At 71.0% G+C, this 21,484-nt stretch carries 20 protein-coding genes; 15 read left to right on the top strand and 5 right to left on the bottom strand.

Annotated features, from left to right (window positions below):
* Window positions 1-17: 17 nt before the first annotated feature.
* Window positions 18-542 carry a hypothetical protein gene (locus K8625_RS22895; RefSeq protein ID WP_223783901.1) on the bottom strand — a complete coding sequence of 175 codons (525 nt, stop codon included), beginning with the start codon at window positions 540-542 and terminating at the stop codon, window positions 18-20.
* 192 nt (window positions 543-734) lie between these two features.
* On the opposite strand from K8625_RS22895, the gene K8625_RS22890 reads away from it, so the two are divergent.
* Both K8625_RS22890 and K8625_RS22885 read left to right on the top strand, forming a co-directional pair.
* Window positions 735-3,623, top strand: a complete 2,889-nt coding sequence (locus K8625_RS22890; protein WP_223751167.1) for a hypothetical protein — start codon at window positions 735-737, stop codon at window positions 3,621-3,623.
* A gap of 33 nt (window positions 3,624-3,656) precedes the next feature.
* Entirely contained in the window at window positions 3,657-4,850 is a 1,194-nt protein-coding gene (locus tag K8625_RS22885) for an OmpP1/FadL family transporter (protein WP_223751168.1), read from the top strand.
* A 105-nt stretch (window positions 4,851-4,955) separates the two neighbouring features.
* On the opposite strand, the gene K8625_RS22880 is transcribed toward K8625_RS22885, so the two are convergent.
* Window positions 4,956-6,134: a cyclic nucleotide-binding domain-containing protein gene (locus tag K8625_RS22880; RefSeq protein ID WP_223783900.1), complete on the bottom strand. Its 1,179-nt coding sequence runs from the start codon at window positions 6,132-6,134 to the stop codon at window positions 4,956-4,958.
* Window positions 6,135-6,161: 27 nt separating this feature from the next.
* Window positions 6,162-7,379, bottom strand: coding sequence for a cyclic nucleotide-binding domain-containing protein (locus K8625_RS22875; RefSeq protein WP_370641946.1), 1,218 nt, complete (start codon window positions 7,377-7,379; stop codon window positions 6,162-6,164).
* Window positions 7,380-7,619: 240 nt separating this feature from the next.
* On the opposite strand from K8625_RS22875, the gene K8625_RS22870 reads away from it, so the two are divergent.
* From K8625_RS22870 to K8625_RS22825, 10 genes are all read left to right on the top strand, one after another.
* The gene (locus tag K8625_RS22870) at window positions 7,620-8,984 is read left to right on the top strand and encodes a hypothetical protein (RefSeq protein WP_223783898.1); all 1,365 of its coding nucleotides are present in this window, start codon (window positions 7,620-7,622) and stop codon (window positions 8,982-8,984) included.
* On the top strand, window positions 8,981-9,607 hold the full coding sequence (locus tag K8625_RS22865) for a hypothetical protein (protein WP_223783897.1): 627 nt from the start codon (window positions 8,981-8,983) through the stop codon (window positions 9,605-9,607). The genes K8625_RS22870 and K8625_RS22865 overlap by 4 nt, the downstream gene beginning before the upstream one ends.
* On the top strand, window positions 9,604-10,857 hold the full coding sequence (locus K8625_RS22860) for a YncE family protein (protein WP_223783896.1): 1,254 nt from the start codon (window positions 9,604-9,606) through the stop codon (window positions 10,855-10,857). The genes K8625_RS22865 and K8625_RS22860 overlap by 4 nt, the downstream gene beginning before the upstream one ends.
* Complete coding sequence (locus K8625_RS22855) at window positions 10,854-11,579, top strand: c-type cytochrome (RefSeq protein WP_223783895.1); 726 nt, start codon at window positions 10,854-10,856, stop codon at window positions 11,577-11,579. The genes K8625_RS22860 and K8625_RS22855 overlap by 4 nt, the downstream gene beginning before the upstream one ends.
* A gap of 12 nt (window positions 11,580-11,591) precedes the next feature.
* Window positions 11,592-12,875 (top strand): DUF1444 family protein, encoded by a 1,284-nt coding sequence (locus K8625_RS22850; RefSeq protein WP_223783894.1) that lies wholly within the window; start codon window positions 11,592-11,594, stop codon window positions 12,873-12,875.
* Between the two features lie 71 nt (window positions 12,876-12,946).
* On the top strand, window positions 12,947-13,441 hold the full coding sequence (locus tag K8625_RS22845; RefSeq protein ID WP_223783893.1) for an endonuclease V: 495 nt from the start codon (window positions 12,947-12,949) through the stop codon (window positions 13,439-13,441).
* Window positions 13,442-13,557: 116 nt separating this feature from the next.
* Window positions 13,558-15,474, top strand: a complete 1,917-nt coding sequence (locus K8625_RS22840) for a beta-propeller domain-containing protein (RefSeq protein ID WP_223783892.1) — start codon at window positions 13,558-13,560, stop codon at window positions 15,472-15,474.
* A 127-nt stretch (window positions 15,475-15,601) separates the two neighbouring features.
* Entirely contained in the window at window positions 15,602-16,780 is a 1,179-nt protein-coding gene (locus tag K8625_RS22835) for an alkaline phosphatase PhoX (protein WP_223783891.1), read from the top strand.
* A 75-nt stretch (window positions 16,781-16,855) separates the two neighbouring features.
* Complete coding sequence (locus tag K8625_RS22830) at window positions 16,856-17,704, top strand: hypothetical protein (protein WP_223783890.1); 849 nt, start codon at window positions 16,856-16,858, stop codon at window positions 17,702-17,704.
* A gap of 82 nt (window positions 17,705-17,786) precedes the next feature.
* Entirely contained in the window at window positions 17,787-18,188 is a 402-nt protein-coding gene (locus K8625_RS22825; RefSeq protein WP_046716838.1) for a DUF2203 domain-containing protein, read from the top strand.
* A 6-nt stretch (window positions 18,189-18,194) separates the two neighbouring features.
* On the opposite strand, the gene K8625_RS22820 is transcribed toward K8625_RS22825, so the two are convergent.
* A complete protein-coding gene (locus K8625_RS22820; RefSeq protein WP_223751180.1) occupies window positions 18,195-18,797 on the bottom strand; it encodes a hypothetical protein in 603 nt (200 codons plus the stop codon).
* Between the two features lie 195 nt (window positions 18,798-18,992).
* Between K8625_RS22820 and K8625_RS22815 the strand changes: the two genes are divergently transcribed.
* The gene (locus K8625_RS22815; protein WP_223751181.1) at window positions 18,993-19,919 is read left to right on the top strand and encodes an NmrA/HSCARG family protein; all 927 of its coding nucleotides are present in this window, start codon (window positions 18,993-18,995) and stop codon (window positions 19,917-19,919) included.
* A gap of 97 nt (window positions 19,920-20,016) precedes the next feature.
* On the top strand, window positions 20,017-20,712 hold the full coding sequence (locus K8625_RS22810) for a hypothetical protein (protein WP_223783889.1): 696 nt from the start codon (window positions 20,017-20,019) through the stop codon (window positions 20,710-20,712).
* A gap of 3 nt (window positions 20,713-20,715) precedes the next feature.
* Here K8625_RS22810 and K8625_RS22805 read toward each other — a convergent pair whose 3' ends face one another.
* The gene (locus tag K8625_RS22805) at window positions 20,716-20,961 is read right to left on the bottom strand and encodes a hypothetical protein (protein WP_223751183.1); all 246 of its coding nucleotides are present in this window, start codon (window positions 20,959-20,961) and stop codon (window positions 20,716-20,718) included.
* Window positions 20,962-21,219: 258 nt separating this feature from the next.
* On the opposite strand from K8625_RS22805, the gene K8625_RS22800 reads away from it, so the two are divergent.
* Entirely contained in the window at window positions 21,220-21,462 is a 243-nt protein-coding gene (locus K8625_RS22800; protein WP_046716841.1) for a hypothetical protein, read from the top strand.
* The last annotated feature ends 22 nt before the right edge of the window (window positions 21,463-21,484 follow it).

Genomic DNA, 21,484 nt, shown 5'->3' with positions numbered 1-21,484 from the left:
TCACGCGGGCAGCCCCGCTACTTCTTCTTCACGGACTCGAGCAGCTTGCGGAAGGCCTTCTCAGACGCCGCCACGCTCTTCTCCGGCCCGGTGAGCTTGAAGAACAGCGCGCCCTCGGGCCCCTCCACGATGGCGCCCAACAGCCGGTAGCCGGGCTTGGGCGTGGACGGGCCCATCATCGGGCCGCCGCCCGCGTACGTGCCCTTCACGTCCACCGTCGTCACCGGCATGCCGTTGAGCTTCTCCGTCTTCGTCTTGGCCACCTTGTCCACCGGCTTGCCGTCCGCCGTCTGGAACTGGCCCAGCCACCGCTTCACGTTGGCGTCCACCGCGCCGCCCTGGCCCTGGCCGAAGTAGAACACCGCCAGCTCCCCCCCTTCCGCGTCGCCCTTCGCCGCCGGCAGCTTGTACGTCGCCGCGCGCATCGGCCGCTCACCCTGCGCCTCCCACTCCTTCGGCGCCGTCCACGTCAGCCCTCCGGCCTCCTGGGCCGACGCCACCATCGCCACGCACATCACCAGCACACTCAGCAGTCGGTTCATCCGCTGAGCGTACCGGTGTTCGAGCCCGGCGCAGTGTGTCAATGACAGACGGTGCCACCCGGGCATACGGTCGTGCATGACTGACACGACGCGTCAAGTCCCATCGCTTTCGGCCAACCCACTTACGTGGTACGCCACGCGACTGTCACCTAGTCCTGCAGTCCAATCTTGGACTCGGAGGGGGTTGTATCCATGAAAAAGGCGTTGTTCCTCGGGGCTCTGGCCCTGGGCACGGTAGCGTGTGATCCAGAGATCGCGCAGGACCCGGCGGTCGACCCGGCCGACGTCCAGGTCGCGGAGTTCGACCCCTCCGCGTCGCCTGCCGTCGTCCCCTCTCCGAATGACCTGGCCATGGGGGTGGATGCCAATGGCGACCCCATCGTCAACGCTCCGGCCAACCCGAACACGCCCGCCGCGGAGCAGGAGTTCACGCGGGACTACCTCAACACGCTCAACGGCTTTCCGACGACGGTCATCGCCACCACGGTGGTGAAGAACCTGAACCCGGAGACGGTGAACGCGTCGACGGTCAAGTTCATCAACCTGTCGGCGGCCGTGACCGGCCCGGTGACGCCGACCATCGGCTACCGCGAGGCGACGAACCAGATCACCGTCATCCCGCCGCAGCCCCAGGGCTGGCCCAAGGGCGGCAAGTACGCCGTCGTCATCGTGGGCGGCGACAAGGGCGTGAAGACCAAGGACGGCAAGTCCATCATCGGCACCGCCACCTGGTCGCTCGCCAGCTCCACGCTGCCGCTGGTCAACTGTCCCGACAACAACCTGGCCTCCGACAACTGCACGCTGGCCACCGAGCTCATCCCGTCCTCGGAGCGTGACCCCGCCGCGCGCCTGGCGGACCAGCTCAACAGCGCCAAGCGCCTGGAGCAGATGCGCCGCGGCTACGCGCCCCTGCTGGACCTGGTGTCCGCGCAGAACGGCCTGGACCGCAACGACCTGGTGCTGGCCTGGACGTTCAGCATCATGAACCAGCCGGAGATGACGTTCGACCCCACGAACAGCATCATCCCCTTCCCCAACGACCTCCTGCGCGTGCCGCGCACGGCCACCGCCCCCGCGCGCCTGAACCTGCCGGTCCCCCCGGGCACGGGCACAGTGCAGGACCTCATCAAGGGCCTGAACACCCTGGATGGCTGGTCCACCACGGCCCCCATCATCTCCGAGAACGGCCCCACCCGCGGCATCATCGAGGCGGACCTCAAGGTCGACCCGGCCACCGTCGCGCTGGGCAAGCAGGTGCTGTTCGTCAAGCTGACCCCGGGCGGCAGCCAGCCCAAGGTCAAGGTCTGCATCAACTGCGCGTCCAGCTCCAAGCGGGACGGCTCGGCCGCGGACCCCGCGCCCCAGCAGCTGCAGATCATCCCCGAGATTCCGCTCGACCCCGCCAGCCAGTACGCCGTGGTGGTGCTGCGCGGCGTGAAGGAGCAGGCCGCCGAGGGCGCCAAGGCCCGCGCCGTCGCGGTCCCCGCGGCCCAGGCCCTGATGAAGCTCGCCTCGCCGCTGTTCGTGGACGGCAAGAGCCAGATTTCGGCCGTGCCGGACGCCACCGCCGCCGCGGTGGAGCCCGCTCGCGCCGCCATGAAGCCCCTGTTCGACGCGCTGGCCGCCAACGGCATCGCGCGCAAGGACATCCTGCTGGCGTGGGCCTTCACCACCCAGAGCACGCACACCGTGCTGGACTCGCTGCACAAGGTGCCCGCCTCGCCGCTGCCGGACTCCCCGGTGTCGCTGGTGGACCAGACGGCCAACATCATCGGCGCCATGGAGGCGCTCAGCCTGGAGCACCAGCACGTGGGCCGCGCGCTCGCGGGCACGTTCCTGTCGCCCTTCCTCCTGGATGACGTGAACGGCGCGCTCAACCCCGCGCGTCCCCAGCACCTGGACCACATCCCGTTCCTGCTCATCCTGCCGGCCACGCCCGCTCCCGCGGGCGGCTACAAGACGGTGGTCTTCGGCCACGGCCTGGGCGGCAACCGCACCGACGCGCTGGCCATCACCAACAAGCTCAACGAGGCCGGCTACGCGGTCGCCGCCATCGACACCGTGTTCCACGGCGAGCGCACCAGCTGCGCGGGCATCACCGCCGCCTCCGGCACGGGCCCCATCACCACGCCCGACATGGCCTGCTCCACCGGCACCTGCGACGTGACGCCGGGCAGCGCCACCTTCGGCCGCTGCGTCGCGCCGGACACGGCCATCGCCTGCAACCCGGTGGGTGGCGGTGACGCCACGTGCGCCGCGGCCGGCCAGGGAGTGTGCCTCAACACCGGCAAGTGCGAGGGTGGCGACTTCCGCCGCGCCTCCGCGGGCAGCCCCCCGGTCGTCTCCAGCTGGAACTTCCTCAACCTCACCAACCTGTTCGCCACGCGCGACAACTTCCGTCACCACGTGCTGGACATCTCCCAGTTCACGCGCGTGCTGGCGAGCGACGGCCTGCGCGGCATGCTCAACCAGATGTCCGAGGGCAACTACATCAACGCCACCACGGTGGACTACGTGGGCCAGAGCCTGGGCGGCTTCCAGGGCACCCTGTCCGCGTCCGTCAACGAGCGCATGCGCCGCGTCGCCCTCAACGTCCCGGGCGGCGACCTGGTGGACACGCTGCTGACGTCCACCAACCCGACGTTCGCCGCGCGCCGCGAGGGCTTCCTGTCCTTCCTCGAGTCCGTGGGCCGCGTCTCCGGCACCCCCGGCTTCGATGAGTTCATCGTCCTGGCGCGCACCATCCTGGACCCGGCCGCGCCGCGCAACTACGGCTGGTACCTGGAGAACTTCGACAAGGCCCCCGAGGGCCGCGAGGCGTTCATCCAGTACATCCAGGGTGACGAGGTGATTCCGAACCCGGTGACGCAGGGCCTCATCGCGTCCGCCAACCGCACGGGCGCGACGCGCACGGTGCAGAGCTACATGGCGCAGATCGACCCGCTGCCCACGTCCGCCCGCCACGCGTTCCTGCTCATCATCAACGCGCAGGACCCGGGCAACGCGTTCCTCCGGAGCGTGCGTGACACGGCCCAGGCCCAGGTCATCCAGTTCCTCAACACGGGCACGGCGAACGAGTAGTCCTGACGGACAGGAAATAGGGGAATGACTCACATGAAGAAGACACTGTCCCTCGTCGCGCTCCTGGCCGCGGGTAGCTCCCAGGCGGCCGGCTTTCAGATCAACACCCAGAGCGCCCGCTCCTCGGGCATGGGCAACGCGGCGGCCGCGTGGCTGGACGACTCGTCGGCCATCTACTCGAACGCCGCGAACATCCTCGGTGTGAACAAGCTGGACGTGCAGATTGGTGACACCGGCATCCTGCCGGCCATCAAGTTCACGCCCGACAACGGCACCGAGCAGGGTCAGAAGACGACCCTGTCGCCTCCGCCGCACCTGTTCCTGGTCTACAAGCCGTTCGACCGGGCCGCGGTGGGTCTGGGCATCTACACGCCCTTCGGCGCGCGCAGCCGCTGGGAGGATGGGTTCGTGGGCCGCTTCCGCGCCCAGGAGTCCGCGCTGTCCGTCTACAACATCAACCCGACGGCGGCGTACCAGCTCCACGAGCGCTTCCGCGTGGGCGGCGGCATCAACATCTACCGCTCCACCCTGGAGCTCAAGCGCGCCCTGGGCTTCGTCGAGTCCGAGGGCCAGGTGCACCTGGGCGGCAGCGACTGGGGCTGGGGCTACAACATCGGCGTCCAGGCCGTGCTGTGGCCCAAGCTGGTGACGTTCGGCCTGCACTACCGCAGCGCCGCGGACCTGTCGTTCAAGGGCCAGGCGGACTTCCAGAACGTGCCGGTGGAGTTCCAGACGCGCCTGCCGGACACGCGCGTGCAGGGTGACGTCACGCTGCCGGCCACCATCGCCGCGGGCATCGCCGTCACGCCGATGGACAACCTGAAGATCGCCTTCGACGCGAACTGGGTGGACTGGTCCTCGTTCCAGGAGCTCGCCATCGAGTTCCCGGACAACCCGGCCATCAACAACCCGCTGCCCAAGCAGTGGCGCGCGAAGTGGAACTACCACCTGGGCGCCGAGTACGGCGTGACGCAGGCCTTCCAGGTCCGCGCCGGCCTCATCTACGACCCGGCCCCCAGCCCGGGCAGCACGCTGACGCCGGACCTGCCGGACGCGAACCGCTTCGGCGTGTCCGGTGGCCTCGGCTACAACTGGAACGGGCTGCGCGCGGACTTCGCGTACCAGTTCGTCAGCCTCTCCGACAAGGAGAGCTCGGCCCCGGGCATGTCCGGCGTCTACAACGGCTCCGCGCACGTGTTCGGCCTGACGCTCGGCTACTCCATGTAGTCGGCTGACGCCGCGCCGGTCCGCTCCGTCGGGCCGGCCGCGTCGCGACCCGCCCGGGTCTCCCTCATGGGGAGCCCGGGCGTCGTCGTTTTGGGGGCCCGCGCTTCAGACGCGCAAATCCCCGTCGTGCAGCACGCGGCCCGACGCCAGCACGCGCGCGGAGCGCTGCAGCCGCTCGGTGCCCATGCGCATCAGCTGTCCCTTCAGGCCCGGCTGGCTGAGCAGGTGCTTCTCGAACGCGGCGCGAGGCAGCCGCAGCACCACGCCCACGCCCTCCGCGCGCACCGTCGCGGACACCGGCTTGTCGAGCAGCAGGGAGATTTCGCCGAACACGTCCCCCTCGTGCAGCTCCGCCAGCGCCACCCGTCGGCCATCCGGATGAAGCAGCCACGGCGTGCACCGTCCGCGCAGGAGCACGTAGAAGGCGTCACCCGGCTGCCCCTGTGTCAGCAGCACCTCGCCCTCGGCGATGGGGCGCAGGCTGAAGTCCAGGCTGAGCGCGGCCTTCTGCGCGGGCGTCAGCCGGCTGAGCAGCGGGTTGCTGCGCAAGAGGTTGTCCACCAGCCTGCGCCGGTAGAAGTCCTCCACCACCCGCGCCACGCGCGGCTGGCGCGCGGACACGGACGAGAGCGCCTCCCGCGTCAGCTCCAGCAGCACCGCGCGCTCGGTGACGACGACGCTCGCCAGCCGCGGACCCTCGGACACCAGCGCCAGCTCGCCGAAGACGTCCCCGGGCGCCACCGCGCCCACCACGGCGCGCTCCCCGTTCTCCAGCGCGCGCGCGACGTCCGCGCGGCCCTCCACCAGCACGAACATGGACGCGCCCGCCTCGCCCTCTTGCACCACCGGCTGGCCGGGGAAGAAGGCGCGCGCCTGGAGCACGTCCACCAGCGCGACGAAGTCCTCGCGGCCCAGCCGGGAGAAGAGCCCAGAGACGCCGTCCTCACACGCCTCCGAGCACAGCGCGAAGCGCTCGGCCAGCGCCGCCTGGGTGCGCGCCCTCACGGAGGCCGGCGCCCCCAGGCGCCCCAGGGCCACGCACGCGGCCACCGCGCGCAGGGGTTGCAACGCCTTGGCCCAGGCCAGCGCGGCGGCCTCGTGCGCGGCCGCGGCGTCGCTCGTACGGCCGAGCCACTCGAGCAGCTCCGCCACCTGCTGGCGCACCTCCGCGTCGTCGGGGGCGTGCTTCAAGAGCGCCTGGTACTCGGCGAGCGCCGCCTCCAGCTGGCCCTGCCGGGCGAGCTGGACCGCCCGCGCCCTCCCCTCGACACGCGTGTCCGCCATCCCGCCATCCTACCGTCCCCGCGCGTCCTACGTGCTGAGCACCCGCACCCGCTCCGCCAGGTTGTGGGTGAACAGCCGGTAGATGCGCAGGGCCGCCGCCTCGTGGGTGGCCAGGTAGTGCTGGAAGTCCGCGCGCGTCACACGCAGGGCCCTCACCGTGGAGCTGGAGCGCACGTGCGCGGACGTGGGCCCATCCAGGATGAGGGAGATTTCCCCCAGCCACGCGCCGGGCCCCAGCGTGTTGAGCCGCCGGGCCTCCGGCCCCGGACCGCTCGACACCTCCACCGTGCCCTCCAGCAGCACCAGGAGCCCCGTGCCCCGCGCGCCCTTCTCCAGCACCGTGGTGTCCTCGGGGATGACCACCTGCCGCGCCACGCGGTAGAGGTCCTTGAGGTCCTCCAGCGCCAGCTCCCCGAAGATGGGAATCGCCTTGAGGTACTCGTACCCGTCGGGCGTCGCGCCCGGCCGCTCGGCCACCGGCGACGAGGACTCCCCGGACGCGGGCGAGCCATCACTCAAGCCCAGGTGCCGGAGCAGCCGCAGGTGCTCGGCCTTGAGCACCTCGTCCTCGCGCGCGGCCGCGGACTCCTGCCGCGCATCCGCCAGCAGCACCAGCGCGCGCATGGACTCCCCCTGCTCGTCGAGCAGCGCGCACATGCGCAGCACCGCCTCGCGTCGGCGGGGGTGCTCGGACGGCACGCCGCGCAGCGCCTCCAGCTCCGCGTGCGTGTAGCCCAGCGCGTGGTACACCTCCGCGGCCTCCAGGGGACGCTGCAGCCGCGTCAGGCAGTGCGCCATGGACTCGCGCGCCTCCAGGGAGCGGTACAGCTCCAGCGCCCGCTCCAGCGCGCCGCCGCGCTCGAAGGCCGCCGCCGCTCTCGCGGGCTCTCCCGCGCGAAGCCACGCCTCCGCCGCCATCAGCAACGAGCCCGCCTGCTCATGCAGCGTCGCGGCCTCGGCGTCCGCGCCCTGGGCCTCCAGGAGCCGCGCCGCGCCCGCGAAGTCCCGGGCCCGCCGCAGCACGTCCACCAGCGCCGTGCGCGCCTGTGCGGGCACGTTCGCGGAGTCCACCAGCACGCGCTCGCGCTGCCCGGGGGACAGGTCCTCGTAGGCCCGCACCGCCACGTCCACCGCTCCCTGCATCACCGCCTCCCACACCGAACGTGCAGGGCCACCCATGGGCAGACGTCGCCCCCGGGCGCCCTCCTCGGGAATGAGGTCGGACCTCTCCGCGGCCCCCGCCATGTCGTGCTCCCCCCTGCCACAAGTCTGCGTCGTGCGTAGCAGACCGGCCGCCACGAGGCGAGTCCCCCACGGGTCACCCGCACCCGTGAAGTGGTGGCTGCAAAACCTTCCGCCCACACCACCGCCACGTGGGGTGGGGTGGCAAAGCGCCGCACCCGTCCGCACGAAACCCTCCGCTATATGTGGGAGGCCCAATCGTTAAGGTCCGGGATGGGCCGTCACCATCCCGGGAGCCCCGTCATGTCGCATCAGCACCCCCACCGCTGGAGCCAGGTCCTCTGCCTGCTGGCCGTGTGCGCCGGGACGACGGCGAGCGCCCACGCGGGCCTGCCCGAGACGTCCAACGTCACCCTCCGCCGAGGCCACCCGGAGGACTTCTTCCTGGGCGCGACGTTCGGCGCGGTGATTTCGCGCGACGCTGGCAAGACGTTCCGGTGGATATGCCCGGACGCGATGGGCTACGGCGGCTGGAACCCCACGGCCTACCTGTGGCGTGAGGCCGGCGACATCATGGCGGCCACGGGCAGCGCGCTGCTGCGCTCCCCCGACGGCGGCTGCTCGTGGAACACGCACCCCTACTTCAAGGACACCTGGGTCTCCGGCCTCGCGGCGCACCCCACCGATGACCGCGTGCTGTACGTCGTCACCTCGCGGCACGGCAGGCCCAATGGCCTGTACCGCTCCCAGGACGGCGGCGAGACGTGGGCCCCCTCTCCCCTGCTGCGCCAGGGCCTGGTGCTCAACGCGGTGCGCGTGTCCCCGGCGAACCCCCAGCGCCTGTACGCGACGGGCAAGGAGGAGGGCCGGATGCTCCTGCTGCGCAGCGACGACGCGGGAGAGACGTGGCGCGAGGTGGTGCACACGCTGGCGCCGCTCTTGTTGCCTTACGACTTGATGGTGGAGGCGGCGGACCCGGTGTCGGCGGACATCGTGTGGGCGCGCGTGTCGTCGCAGGGCTCCACCTTCATGCTGCGCAGCGACGACGGCGGCGAGACGTTCGTCAACGTCTCCGAAATCCAGGACGTCTTCATCAACATGGAGCTGTCCGCCGACGGCAAGACGACGTGGGTCGGCACGCTCAACCACTTCTTCCGCGGCCCCTCCACGGGCCCGCTGGACATGCTGACGCTGCCCACGGGCAACGCGTGCGTGCTGCGCCAGGGCGACACGCTCTACGGCTGCGGCTCCACGTGGCTGCACGACTGGGCGCTCGCGCGCAGCACCGACCAGGGCAGCACGTGGGAGCACCTGTTCGGCCTCTACGAAATCCAGGGCACGCACCACTGTCCGCGTGGCACGCCGGTGCGGGACCTCTGCCCCAGCCGCTGGCCCCAGCTGGCCGAGCAGCTCGGCGCGCCGCTGTATCCGGATGGCGGCGTCGAGGAGCCGACACCCGAGGACGCGGGCACGCCCGACGCGGGAGCGCCCGACGCGGGAACCCCCGATGCAGGCTCCACTCCTGAACCCCCGCCTGGTCCCAAGGGGTCGGGAGGCTGCGGGGCGATGGGTGGGAACATGGCGCCGCTGCTGATGTTGCTGTCCCTCTTCACCCTGCTGCGCCGTGGTCGGCGGCGTGTGCACTCCACGACAGGTCCCCTCCCATGAAGCCCCTCTCGCGAAGCCTCCTCTGGACCACCTCCGCGGCCGCCCTGCTGGCCCTGACCTCCGCCTGCGGTGACGACGAGCCCACCGGCTCCCAGTGTGGCGAGCCGCTCTACGGAGGAGACGCCACGGACGAGGCCTGGCGAGCGCTCGTGGACGCACGGAACCTGGCGAAGGCGGACGCGGAGGCCACGGCGCTGTCCTCGCCCCAGAGCAACACGCGCTATGCCTTCGACGCGGCGGCGCCGACGTGGACGTGGGACTCGTCGCTCGCCCAGGCGCTGCCCCGCTCCAGGCCCGCGAGCCCCCTCGACACCGCGCGCACGATGCTGGCGACGGTGGGACAGTGGCTGCTGCCCACCGCGCACGCGCACCTGCCGCCCTTCACCGGGGACATCTACTGGGTGCAGGTGACGGTGCCCGGGCGCGAGTGCCCGGTGGAGATGCTCACCTCGAACCTGTCCTGGCAGCTCGACGCCGCGACGTGGGACACGCTCAAGGCCAACGCCGGCAAGGACCTGTCCGTGCAGGTGACGAGCGCGTACCTGCTCCAGAACCGCATCCAGGAAGGGCCGTACCTCCTGGCCCAGCCCGTCACCTTCCGCATCGAGCCGGAGGCGCCATGACGCGACGACTCGCGCGCGCGTGGGTGCCCGCGCTGGGACTGCTGCTCGGCGCCTGCTCCGAGGAGAAGAGCCCCTTCGACGGCGTGAAGCCGCCGGACGGCCTCCAGTACGAGCACGAGACGCCGTGGACCGAGGGCAGCACCGTGCCCCCTCCCGGTCCGGGCGGACGCGTCCTGGTGACCAACAGCCTGGATGACACCGTGAGTCTGTTGGAACTGGATGGCGCCACCACGCCGGGCTGGCGAGAGCTGGCGCGCGTGCCGGTGGGGCTCAACCCGGTGGAGCTGGAGGGCCCCCACCACACGGCGGTGTCACCGGATGGCGCCTTCTATTACGTGGGCATCTCCAACTACGTGCCGGGCGGCGGCTCGGGTCCCCACGGCGCGCACGGCACGGGCTCGGATGACGGCTACTGCCTGAAGCTGGACGCGCGCGACAACCGGCGGGTCGGCGCGGTGCGCGTGGACCCCAACCCCGGCGACGTCATCGTCAGCAAGGACGGCAAGACGCTGTACCAGTCGCACTTCGACACGCTGAAGATTGTCGAGGTCGCGCGGCGCGGCGGCACCGAGGAGGAGATGCACGCGCGGCTGGCCATCATCGACGCGGAGACGATGACCCGGAAGGCCATGCTTGAGGTGTGCCCGGCGCCGCACGCCATCCGCCTGTCCCCGGACGAGCGCACCGCGTACATCGCCTGCTGGTCCGACGAGGTGGCCATCGTCGACCTCACCGCGCTCACCGAGAAGCCCCGGCGCGTGAAGGTGGCCCCCGGCGCGGGCACCGCCATCGCCCCCCGGCACCAGCCCTACGCGCTGACGATGTCACCCACCACGGGCGACGTCTGGGTCAGCTCCATGGCGAGCCGCGAGCTGCAGGTGCTGGAGTCCGCGACGAACACGATGAACGCCGCGCGCACGATTCGCCTCGCGGGCGCGCCCATGTTCGGGGACTTCAGCCAGGACGGGAAGACGCTCTACGTGCCGTACCAGGGCGTGGAGGCGCTGCTCGTCATCGACGCGGCCACAGGCAACATCCAACGCGAAATCGACCTGGCGCCCGAGGGCTGTCTCAACGCGCATCAAGCGACGCTGACGCCGGATGGCAGCCACGCGCTCGTCGTCTGCGAGGGCGACCACGTGGGCCCCGGCACGTTGCACGCGGTGAACCTGGCCGACGGCGCGGTGGTGAATACCGTGCGCGTGGGCATCTTCCCGGACTCGGTGAGCATCCTCGGAGGTCGACGATGAGCCGCGCGTCCTGGAAGCTGTGGCCCTGCGTGGCGCTCGCGCTGTTCGCCTCCGCGTGTGGTGACGAGGCCGAGCCGCCCACCGCGGCGCAGTACGGCGAGCTCTTGTTCCGCGACGCGCGCCTGTCGGAGAGCCAGTTCAACGCCTTCTCCTGCGCCACCTGTCACGCGACGACGCCCACGCCGCTCGATGGCCGCATGGACTCCGGCTACACGCTGCACAACGTGGTGTCGCGTCCGGACTGGTGGGGCGGCTACGAGACGAACCTGCTGGACGCGGTGAACTTCTGCTACGTCAGCTTCATGCGCGGCGTGCAGCCGCTGCCGGTGGACTCGCCCCAGAGCCGCGCGCTGTACGAGTACCTGGTGAGCATCAGCCCGGATGCCCAGGCGCCCGCCCTGCCCTACACCGTGGTGAAGGACATCGTGGAGGTGCCTCGCGGCAGCATGGAGCGCGGACAAACCGTGTATCGCGCGGCCTGCCAGGAATGCCACGGTGAACTCCATACAGGCGCGGGGCGCCTGACGGAGCTGGCCTCCATCCTGCCGGAGGTGACGCGGGATTACGACGAGCTCTTCCCGGGTATCCCCCACTCGCTCGTCGTCATCGAGAAGGTGAGACACGGCCAGTTCTTCCACATCGGCGGCAACATGCCCGCCTACAGCCTGGAGGCCCTCTCCGATGCGGACATGGGAGCGCTGCTGACGTACCTGGGGCTGTAGTAGGAAACCCGCATGGGTTTCTTCAAGAAGCTGTTCGGGTTCGGGAAGAAGGTCGAGGACACGCAGGCGGCGGTGGACCCTCGGGAGTACCTGCTGCGCGAGACGGAGTCGGTGTTGAACGCCGACCCCGCCGTGTCGCAGGTGACGCGCCTGCCGGGCGAGTACGGGTTGAGCTTCCTGTACCACGGCAAGGAGATGCGCACGTACCTGGAGAACCTCTTCGCGGAGACGCGCGAGGTCTCTCCCGAGGAGCGCACGCACATCATCGAGCGCTTCATCAGCGCCATCTCCAGCCCGAGTGGCAGCTCGCTCACCTGGGAGGAGGCTCGCGAGCGGCTGTTGCCCGTGCCGCGCGCGGCCTCGTTCGGCGGCCAGATGCCGACGGGCGCGCACGCCTCCAGCTTCATGGTGGAGCGGCGCACCATCCCCTTCCTGCGCGAGCTCTTGGTGGTCGACCTGCCGGAGACGAGCATGTACGTGCAGCCCGACCTGCTGGAGCAGTGGGGCGTCAGCGTGGACGAGGCCTTCCAGGCCGCGTACGCGCACCTGGACACCCTGCGCGACGTGGGCGTGGAGCTGCAGGAGGAGCGCCCCAGTCCGCTGTGGTCGGTGGACTCGAACGACACCTACGAGGCGTCGCGGCTGCTCCTGCCGGGCTTCCTCGCGTCCTTCGCGGGCAAGGTGAAGGGGCGCCCCGTGGCCGCCATCCCCACGCGCTCCATGATGCTCATCACCGGGGACCAGGACCCGGTCATGCTGGAGCGCTTGTGCGACGTGGCCGAGCGGGAGCACGAGGCGAGCTCGCGCGGCATCTCCTTCGCGCTCTACACGGTGGATGACGCGGGCCGCGTGGTGCCGTACCGGCGCCCGGGTGACGACGCGCTCGCGCAGCGCATCCGCGGCAACCACGTGCGCTTCGCCATGGTCGAGTACGGCGAGCAGAAGGCGCTGCTCGAGGCCCAGCACCAGTCGAGCGAGCTGGACGTGTTCGTCCCCAGCTTCAGCGTCATCGTGCGCGAGCGGGACAGCCGGCCCATCTCCTGGTGCAGCTGGGCCCGCGAGGTGGACTCGATGCTGCCGGAGACGGACGTGGTCATCGTCGAGGCGGCCCAGGAGGGCTCGGACGAGCTGTGCATGGTGCCCTTCGCCGACGTGCTCCGGTTGGCGGGCCACTGCCTGACGCCCGTGCCCGGGGCGTGGCCTCCGCGACACCGGACGCTGTCCTGGCCGGACGACGCCGTGCTCGAGAAGCTGCGCGCCGCGAAGGTCGACCCCGGCAGCATCGTCGACCCCTGAGTCGAGCGAGGTCAGCCGGCCTCCGGCCCGTGCGTCCGCGGCGGGCCGTTTCACACCGAGGAGATGACGAGATGCTCGCCTGCGTGGACGTGGACTACCGCGAAGACCTCACCGTGGCCGCGTGCGTCTTGTTTCGCGATTGGGCCGACGGTGTGGAGGCCGGGCACCACGTGGACCGCGGGCCTCGCGCGGCGGAGTACGAGCCCGGCCAGTTCTACCGCCGGGAGCTGCCCCACCTCTTGCGCGTGCTCGCCCTGGTGACCCAGCCGCTGGAGGCCATCGTCGTCGACGGCTACGTCTGGCTCGGCCAGGACAAGCCGGGGCTGGGAGCCCACCTGCATGAGGCGCTGGGGCGCGCCGTCCCCGTCATCGGCGTGGCCAAGACGTCCTTCCACTCCAGCGACGTCGCCCTGCCGGTGCTGCGCGGCCAGAGCCAGCGCCCGCTGTTCGTCAGCGCGGTGGGCCTGAGCACCACCGCCGCCGCCGAGTCCATCCAGCGCATGCACGGCGCCTCGCGCATGCCCACCCTGCTGGGCCGCGTGGACCGGCTGTGCCGCGAGTCGTGAGCGCCCCTGACACGCGCGTCGCGCCCCTGCGCCCGCGCCGTGTCCCCCACGTGTCACTGTTGCTCTGAGACCGAGGGCCCCACCCCTGGTATGGGCCTTGCTGGATGGGCGGCCCCATGCGCCCATCGCGTCGTCCTCGGAGTCATCATCTGGTGACGGGGTTGCTCCTCGCCCTCGTCATCTCGGCGTGTCCCCCGGAGCCTCGCGCCCTCACGCGCGCGGAGGTGGAGTCCATCACCTTCACGCGGCTGGAGCGCTTCAGCTCGGAGGCGGATCTCGACGCGCACCTGGCGCGGGTGGAGGCGATCCGCTCGAGTCTGGCCACGGGAGGCGGCCCCGTCATCGGCTGCGGCGGTGAGCACGCGGACGGAGAGCCGTCCCCGCAGACACCCGACGAGTCGGAGCCCTCCATCACCCACAACCAGGAGGCCGGCGTCGACGAGGGCGACATCGTCAAGGCGGTGGGGGACTGGTTCGTGGTGCTGCGGCGGGGACGGCTCTTCACGGTGCGCCAGGGGGAAGGCGCGCTGGAGCCGGTGACACAGGTGGACGCGCACGCGCCGGGCTTCACCCGAGGCTCCTGGTACGACGAGCTGCTGGTGTACGGACGGCGCATCGTCGTCGTGGGCTACAGCCATTCGGTGAATGCGACCGAGCTTGGCCTGTTCCGCCTGGACGACGCGGGCGGGCTGACCCACGAGGCCACGCACTTCATCAGCTCGAGCGACTACTACTCCAGCCGCAACTACACGAGCCGGTTGGTGGGCGGCACGTTGGTGTTCTACCTGCCCTATCATCCCCTGTCGGGCGGCACGGTGTCGCTGCCGTCCACGCGCGCGTGGGTGCGTGGCAACGAGACGACGGCCTGGCGCCCCATCCTCTCGCGACTGGAGGTGTTCAAGCCGGTGCAGACCACGTTGCAGCCGATGCTGCACACGGTGGTGCGGTGTGACCTGGACGCGGCGGAGTTCACGTGCACGGCCAGCGCGTTGATGGCGCCCGTCTCGCGGACCTTCTACGTGTCGCGGGACGCCGTGTACCTGTGGGTGTCTCCGGGGTTCGAGTGGTGGGCGGTGGAGGGCGGGGCGCGGAGCACGACTCCGGACTCGGTGGTGTATCGGTTGCCGTTGGATGGCGGCGAGCCTGGGGCGCTGCGTGCGCGGGGTGCGCCCATCGACCAGTTCTCGTTCCGGCAGAGTGAAGACGGGCACCTGGATGCGTTGCTCGTGGCCACGGGCCAGGGCGATTCGATGTGGGGGCCGGAGCTGACGCGGGGCGATGGACGCTTCGCGCTCCTGCGTGCGCCGGTGGCGGCGTTCGACGCGGAGCTGCGCGGGCTGCGCGCGGAGCACTTCACGGTGCTGCCGGGACCGGTGACGGGCACGCTGCGCAATCGCTTCGTGGGGGACCATGTGCTGTGGGGTTCGGGCGATGCGACGAACAAGGGTTCGAGTCGAGGTGAGCACGCGGTGTGGGTGACGGACGTGCGCGTGCCCTTGGACGTGCATCGGTTGGCGTTGGAGCACTCGGTGACGCGGCTGGAGCCGCTGGGGAGCACGGGCGCGCTCGTGGTAGGGCAGGACTCGTTCGGATTGAGGTTGAGCACGCTAGCGCTCACGGAAGGTGGGCCCGTGAGGAGTGACTCGCTCTCACGCCCCGGGGCGACCCAGGGCGAGACGCGCAGTCACGGGTTCTTCTTCAAGCCGGATGGGACGGGGGGCGGCGTCATGGGCTTGCCCGTGCGGATGCAGGGGGGCTCGTGGAGTCACTTGAGATACGGCTCCGCGGAGGTGTCCTTCCTGCGGGTGGACGCGGGATTGCGATTGTCGAGCCTGGGCGCGCTGGAGGCGTCCACGGAGGCTCGTGATGACGGGTGCACCAGGTCGTGCACGGACTGGTACGGCAACGCGCGCCCCATCTTCTACCGGGACCGCGTCTTCGCGTTGATGGGCTATGAGTTCGTCGAGGCCCGCGTCACCGAGAGCGCCGTGGAGGAGTCGTCTCGCGTGAGCTACTTGCAGCCGGGACGCTGAGGCCGCCCGGGAACGTGGGTCCGCACATGAAGGCAGCAGGCCGACGAGGTGCCTGCCTGCATGGCGGGAGCATCACGGTCGCCTCACCGACGTCCGCCACTCCGTGGCGCTTCCCCTCGCGGAGGACATGGGCGACAACAGGGGCATGCACCGTCGTCACTTCCTGCGATTCGGCGCCCTGGGGGGCGGCACGTTGGCCCTCGGCAGCCTGGGCTTCTGGCGCAACGTGTACGCCGCGCCGCCCACGCCGGGCATCGGCCCGTATGGCGCCCTGGCGGACGTCGCGGACGCGAACGGGCTTCGCCTGCCGCGTGGCTTCACCTCCCGAGTCATCGCGCGCAGCGGCGACATGGTGCTGGGAACGGACTACGTGTGGCACATGGCACCGGACGGCGGGGCCTGCTTCGCCCAGCCGGATGGCGGGTGGATCTACGCGAGCAACAGCGAGGTGTCCCCGGATGGTGGCGTGTCCTCGGTGCGCTTCGACGCGAAGGGGCAGGTCACGGGCGCGTGGCGCATCCTCTCGGGCACGCACCTCAACTGCGCGGGCGGCCCCACGCCCTGGGGGACGTGGCTGTCGTGCGAGGAGCACCGCCAGGGGCTCGTCTGGGAGTGCGACCCGACGAAGCCGGGACAGGGTGTGGCGAGGCCCATGCTGGGCGCCTTCGTGCACGAGGCCGCGGCCGTGGACGAGCTGGGCCGGCGCCTGTACCTCACGGAGGACACGCCCACCGGGCGCTTCTATCGCTTCACGTCGGCGAAGTGGCCGTCGCTCGAGGAGGGCACGCTGGAGGCCGCGCAGGTCATCAGCGATGCGCGCTCGGGCGCGCGGGTGCGCTGGGTGCCGGTCTCGCCGCTGACATCCGCCGCGCAGCAGGCCAACGCGAAGGAGACGACGGTGTTCGCCGGCGGCGAGGGCTGCTGGAGTGAAGGCGGCATCGTGTACTTCACGACGAAGCACGACAACCGCGTCTGGGCGTACACGCCGCTGACCCGCCGGCTCGAGGTGCTGTACGACGCGGCGACGTACCCGAGCGCGCCGCTGCGAGGCGTGGACAACCTCACCCTGTCCAAGGCCCGCGAGGTGTTCGTCTGCGAGGACGGCGATGACATGCAGCTGTGCCTGCTCACGCCGGACCGCAAGGTGACGCCATTCCTCCAAGTGGTGGGGCACCCCGGTTCGGAGCTGGCGGGCGCGGCCTTCAGCCCCGATGGCAAGCGGCTCTACCTCAGCTCGCAGCGCGGCACGGATGGGCGCGGCGTGACGTACGAGGTGTCGGGTCCGTTCAGGACGCGTCCCGCATAGCCTGTCGCATGGCGACCAGCCGGACGAGCATCCCGCTGGAAACCTCCCCCCTCTCGGGCATACCTTTTCGGGGCGATGGGAGCCCCGCCCCCCTCACAGCTCGGACTGTTCGACCCGGCCGGGCCCGCGCGCGAGGAGTCCCTTCCACGCGCCAGCACCCGCCCCGTTCGCGAGCCGGCGTCACCTCCCCGCGCGGAGCCGCACGACGGACGCCGCCTCCCGGAGCGCGAGGATGCGCTCCTCCAGGCCGCGAGCCTCGCGCGACGTCTCTCACAGCTCCTCGGCGCGCCCGTGCACCTGCGCCTCACCGACAACCGCGCCACGCTGGTGAGCTTCCGCCGCGTCCCCCAGGGCCTGCGGCTGCGCGTGCACCACCTCTTCCTCGAAGCCCCTGACGACGTCGTGCGCGCCATCGCGCTCTACGCCGCGCGCTCCGACGCCAGCGCGGGCGCGCTCCTCGAAGCCTACGCACGCGAGCACCAGGACCTCGTGCGCCGCGAGCGCCGCCCCGGCAAGGCGCTGCGCTCACGCGGCCGCTGCTTCGACCTGCGCGCCGTCCAGTCGCGCCTCAACGCGGACTGGTTCGACGACAGGGTCCAGGTGGACATCGGCTGGGCGCGTCGCCCGTCGAAGGGCCGCCGGCGCTCCATCCACCTGGGCGGCTACGACGCGCGCCTGAGGGAAATCCGCATCCACCCCGCGCTGGACCGGCCCCACGTCCCCGCCTTCGTCGTGGACTACCTCGTCTTCCACTCCATGCTCCACGCCGACCTCCACGAGGAGGACGGCGACGGCCTGGACGCCCAGGGCCGCTGCGCGCCGGGACACTCGCCCGCGTTCCTTCAACGGGAGGACACCTTCCCCCTGAAGGACGCCGCGCAACGCTGGCTTCAGGACAACCACACCTCCCTCTTGCGCGGCTGAGCGTCAGGCCGTGCGCAAACGCGCGCGCTCCGGCCACACCACGGATGGTCATGCGCCCGAGCGCCCTGCATGCTCCCCGGCCATGCGCTACTTCAGCGTCGACGAGGCCAATCGACTGGTGCCGCTCCTGAGCCGCACCTTCGAGCACATCCGCCCCTGGGTGGAGCGGGTGCAACAGCTCGTGGAGACGCTCGGCACGCCCGAGGGCAAGGCCCTGGCCAACCACGAGGCCCTGCGCGAGGAGCGCGACGCGCTGCTCGAGAAGGTCCGCGTCGAGCTGCGCCAGTTCCACGAGATGGGCCTGGAAATCAAAGGCGCGCAGGGGCTCGTCGACTTCCGGGCCCACCGCGGTGAAGAGCCCGTCTACCTGTGCTGGCGCATCGGCGAGCCCGCCGTCTCGCACTGGCACGGCATGTATGACGGCTTCTCGGGACGACGCCCCATCAACAGCCCGGACGAGTTCGCCCCCACCTACCTGAGCTGAGCGCCCTCACCCGCCGAAGCTCTTCTGCAAGAGCGACAGCTTGTTGCGCGCGGACATCAGCTGCTGACGCAGCGACTCCGCCTGCCGCGAGATGTCGTTGAAGTCCTTCTCCTCCGCGGCCTGGCTCAGCGACTGGGCCTCGTCGGCCACCTCGCCCATGCGGTCCTGGAGCGACTGGAACGACGTGGCCAGCGCCGCGTTCTCCTCGGGCGTCTTCGCCTGCTGGCGCTGCGCGGCGAACTCCTGCATCCGCACGTTGAGCTCACCGGCGCTCTGCCCCAGCGAGCCGTAGCGCACGAGCAGGTCCTTGAAGATTTCGGTGCGCTGCTGCAGCTCCATCGCGCGCGCCTGCACCGCCTCCGCCTGGGTCTGCTGCCGGTCACGCACCTGGGAGATGGCGCCCACCAGTCCGGCGACGCGGGCGCGCAGCTCCTCGTCCATGTCCGCCAGCGCCTTGAGGGTGGCGGAGGCCTTCTCCAGGTGCTTCTCCGCCTGGAGGGGCGCGTCCTGGAGCTGCTGGGCCAGGGCCTCGAACCGCTCCAGTCCCTCGTCGAGGGAGCGGGCGGCCGTGACCAGCGTGGATTCCTGCGGTTTGTCTCGCTTGCTCATGAGCGGCGGCACCATCGCACGCACGCGGCCCGGCCGGGGGAGGACTTGGGAGGGAAAACGAGGGGGGCCTGCACGCCTTGCTGCCCGGCGGGCTCGGGCGAGGGCACAAGCGCCGCCTCCTCCACGCTCGCCAGAGGCCCTCATCGTCCCCACCTTCCCGACATCCCGTAGTGCTGTCTGTCGCGAGGTTCACACATGACCAGGGCCCACTCCTTCTCCGTGCTCGTCACCGGCGCCACCGGCCGGCAGGGCGGTGCCGTGGCGCGCCACCTGCTCCACCGCGGACACCGCGTCGTCGCCTATGTCCGCAACCCCGACGCTCCCGGCGCGCGCGCGCTGGAGACGCTGGGCGCCGAGCTGGCCGTGGGCACCTTCGACGACGTGGACACGCTCGCCCGCGTCGCCGAGGGCGTGGACGCCTTCTACGCCATGGCCACGCCGTTCGAGTCCGGCGTGGCGATGGAGATACGCCATGGCATGAACCAGGTGAACGCCGCGCGGCTCGCCGAGGTGAAGCACTTCGTCTACACCTCCGTCGCCGGGGCCGACCGGCTCACGGGCATCCCCCACTTCGACAGCAAGCACCGCGTGGAGCTGCACCTGCGCCAGAGCGGCCTGCCCTTCACCATCCTGGGGCCCACGTTCTTCATGGAGAACCTCACCAGCCCCATGTTCGAGGAGGGCCTGCGCGCCGGCGTGTTCGCCATCGGCCTGCCGCCCACGCGCGGGCTGCAGATGGTGACCGTCGAGGACCTGGCCGCCTTCGCCGTGAAGGTGCTGGAGAACGGCGAGCGACACCTGGAGCAGCGCATCGACGTGGCCTCGGACGAGGTGACCGGACAGCAGGCGGCCGGGCTGCTCTCCATGGTGAGCGGGCACCGCATCCACTTCGAGCAACTGCCGCTGGAGTACATCCGCGAGCGCAGCGAGGACCTGGCGGCGATGTACGAGTGGCTGGACCGGGTGGGCTACCACGCGGACATCCTCACGCTGCGGCACGACTATCCGGACGTGCGCTGGCACACGTTCGAGGACTGGGCGCGGCAGCAGGATTGGAGCAGCCTGACGTCCCCCGCGTGGCCGCACGCGGCCGCGGAGCCCACGCCGCCCGCCAGTCAGTGAGGCCCCTCTGCGCTCGGCGGCGTTCCGGGGTGGCGCCGCTCCCTCGGGCGGCGTGAGGCACGCGAGGGTTACCTTTCCAGCAAAGGAGAGACACCCCATGCGCGCGCTCGTGCCGCTCGTCGCCCTGTTGGTGGCAGCGGGCTGTGCCTCGAATACCAACACGTTGAAGCCCACCACGCAGGCCCAGGTGCTGCCCGCGGACCAGGACTCGGCCGTCGCGGAGGGCGCGGGGGTGCGGTTGGTGGCGGACGCCTCCGCGTGGAAGGGCTCGCCGGCGAACCTGGAGCGCACCCTCACGCCCGTCTACATCCGGCTGGAGAACCAGAGCGGCAGGACGCTGCGCATCCGCTACGAGGACTTCTCGCTCGTGGGCACCGAGTCGCGCTTCCGCTACTCCGCGCTGGCGCCCTTCTCGCTCAGGCAGCCGGCCCTCTCGTCGATGGACGAGGGCACGGGGGGCTCGGGGCGCTCATGGGTGTACATGGGCGGAGGGCTCCGGTGGGGCTCGCGCTTCGGTCCACGCTGGGGCAGCCCGTTCTATCCGTTCTATGGGCCGTACGGCCCGGGCCCCTACGCGTACCAGTGCGAGGAGCCGCTGCCGACGCAGGACATGCTCCGTCAGGCGCTGCCCGAGGGAACGCTGGGCGACGGCGGCACGGTGCAGGGCTTCATCTATTTCCAGGTGGTCACGGGCCGCGAGAGCGGCGTCGTGCTGGAGGCGCGGCCCGTCGACGCGAACAGCGGTGAGTCGCTGGGCACGCTCGACATCCCGTTCCAGGTGGGCAACCGCTGAGGCTCAGTGCAGCAGCATCGCCGCGCGTGACGAGGCCGCGCGGCGGTGGCCGTTGAGCAGCGAGGCCTCCTCGTTCACGCCCAGCTCGCGGCGGATGTCCTCGCCGCGCAGGGGCAGGCCGAACAGGGGCCCCATCAGCACCAGGTCCAGCGAGGCGGCGACCAGGGGGCCGAGCCCCAGCAGGGCCAGCCCCGCGCCCTTCGCCGACCCCGCGCGCAGTCCCCCCAGCACCAGACAGGACCCGGTCACGATTCGAAGCCAACGTCCCGTCCGCGATGCCATGAAGCCGACGACCATGCGCACACCTCCCCGGGCCAAGATGGGCACGCTCCGGCGAGCGACCACGGGGTGATGCTGCGTATCCAGCCGGGAAGCAGGCCGCCGGGCGGGCGCACGGCGCGGCACCAGGAGACCGGGAGGTCTGTCACGACGTCCGGTGGTGCACGGTGCGGGGTGGCGCCCCAGCTTCACGTCGAGGGGTACTTCCCACGCCCCCAGGGAGCTCCCATGTTCACCCGCGCAGAGATTCACAAGGGCATGAAGGTCCGAGGCAATGACGGCCACGTCATCGGCCACATCGTCGACATCACGGAGAAGGAGCTCATCGTCGAGAAGGGCCTGCTGCGTCGTCACGACTTCGCGGTGTCGTTCGACGACGTGAGCGAGGTGCTCCACGGCGAGGTGGTGCTCCACCACGGCCGCGACAGCCTCTTCTCCGCGCCCCGCGAAGTGGCCCACGTGCAGCACTGAGCGCGGAGACCGTTCGCCCGCC

Source organism: Myxococcus sp. AS-1-15 (assembly GCF_020037055.1).
GTDB lineage: Bacteria > Myxococcota > Myxococcia > Myxococcales > Myxococcaceae > Myxococcus > Myxococcus fulvus.
Note: the sequence above shows the minus strand (reverse complement) of the source record. Positions and strands in the feature narration are given on the sequence as shown.

Coding starts and splice junctions, on each gene's coding strand:
- K8625_RS22865 (WP_223783897.1), top strand. CDS start 8,981: ATGAAGCCCCTCTCGCGAAGCCTCCTCTGGACCACCTCCGCGGCCGCC.
- K8625_RS22810 (WP_223783889.1), top strand. CDS start 20,017: ATGCGCGCGCTCGTGCCGCTCGTCGCCCTGTTGGTGGCAGCGGGCTGT.
- K8625_RS22850 (WP_223783894.1), top strand. CDS start 11,592: ATGGGTTTCTTCAAGAAGCTGTTCGGGTTCGGGAAGAAGGTCGAGGAC.
- K8625_RS22830 (WP_223783890.1), top strand. CDS start 16,856: ATGGGAGCCCCGCCCCCCTCACAGCTCGGACTGTTCGACCCGGCCGGG.
- K8625_RS22840 (WP_223783892.1), top strand. CDS start 13,558: ATGCGCCCATCGCGTCGTCCTCGGAGTCATCATCTGGTGACGGGGTTG.
- K8625_RS22855 (WP_223783895.1), top strand. CDS start 10,854: ATGAGCCGCGCGTCCTGGAAGCTGTGGCCCTGCGTGGCGCTCGCGCTG.
- K8625_RS22895 (WP_223783901.1), bottom strand. CDS start 542: ATGAACCGACTGCTGAGTGTGCTGGTGATGTGCGTGGCGATGGTGGCG.
- K8625_RS22800 (WP_046716841.1), top strand. CDS start 21,220: ATGTTCACCCGCGCAGAGATTCACAAGGGCATGAAGGTCCGAGGCAAT.
- K8625_RS22815 (WP_223751181.1), top strand. CDS start 18,993: ATGACCAGGGCCCACTCCTTCTCCGTGCTCGTCACCGGCGCCACCGGC.
- K8625_RS22835 (WP_223783891.1), top strand. CDS start 15,602: ATGGGCGACAACAGGGGCATGCACCGTCGTCACTTCCTGCGATTCGGC.
- K8625_RS22820 (WP_223751180.1), bottom strand. CDS start 18,797: ATGAGCAAGCGAGACAAACCGCAGGAATCCACGCTGGTCACGGCCGCC.
- K8625_RS22860 (WP_223783896.1), top strand. CDS start 9,604: ATGACGCGACGACTCGCGCGCGCGTGGGTGCCCGCGCTGGGACTGCTG.
- K8625_RS22870 (WP_223783898.1), top strand. CDS start 7,620: ATGTCGCATCAGCACCCCCACCGCTGGAGCCAGGTCCTCTGCCTGCTG.
- K8625_RS22880 (WP_223783900.1), bottom strand. CDS start 6,134: ATGGCGGACACGCGTGTCGAGGGGAGGGCGCGGGCGGTCCAGCTCGCC.
- K8625_RS22875 (WP_370641946.1), bottom strand. CDS start 7,379: ATGGCGGGGGCCGCGGAGAGGTCCGACCTCATTCCCGAGGAGGGCGCC.
- K8625_RS22825 (WP_046716838.1), top strand. CDS start 17,787: ATGCGCTACTTCAGCGTCGACGAGGCCAATCGACTGGTGCCGCTCCTG.
- K8625_RS22845 (WP_223783893.1), top strand. CDS start 12,947: ATGCTCGCCTGCGTGGACGTGGACTACCGCGAAGACCTCACCGTGGCC.
- K8625_RS22890 (WP_223751167.1), top strand. CDS start 735: ATGAAAAAGGCGTTGTTCCTCGGGGCTCTGGCCCTGGGCACGGTAGCG.
- K8625_RS22885 (WP_223751168.1), top strand. CDS start 3,657: ATGAAGAAGACACTGTCCCTCGTCGCGCTCCTGGCCGCGGGTAGCTCC.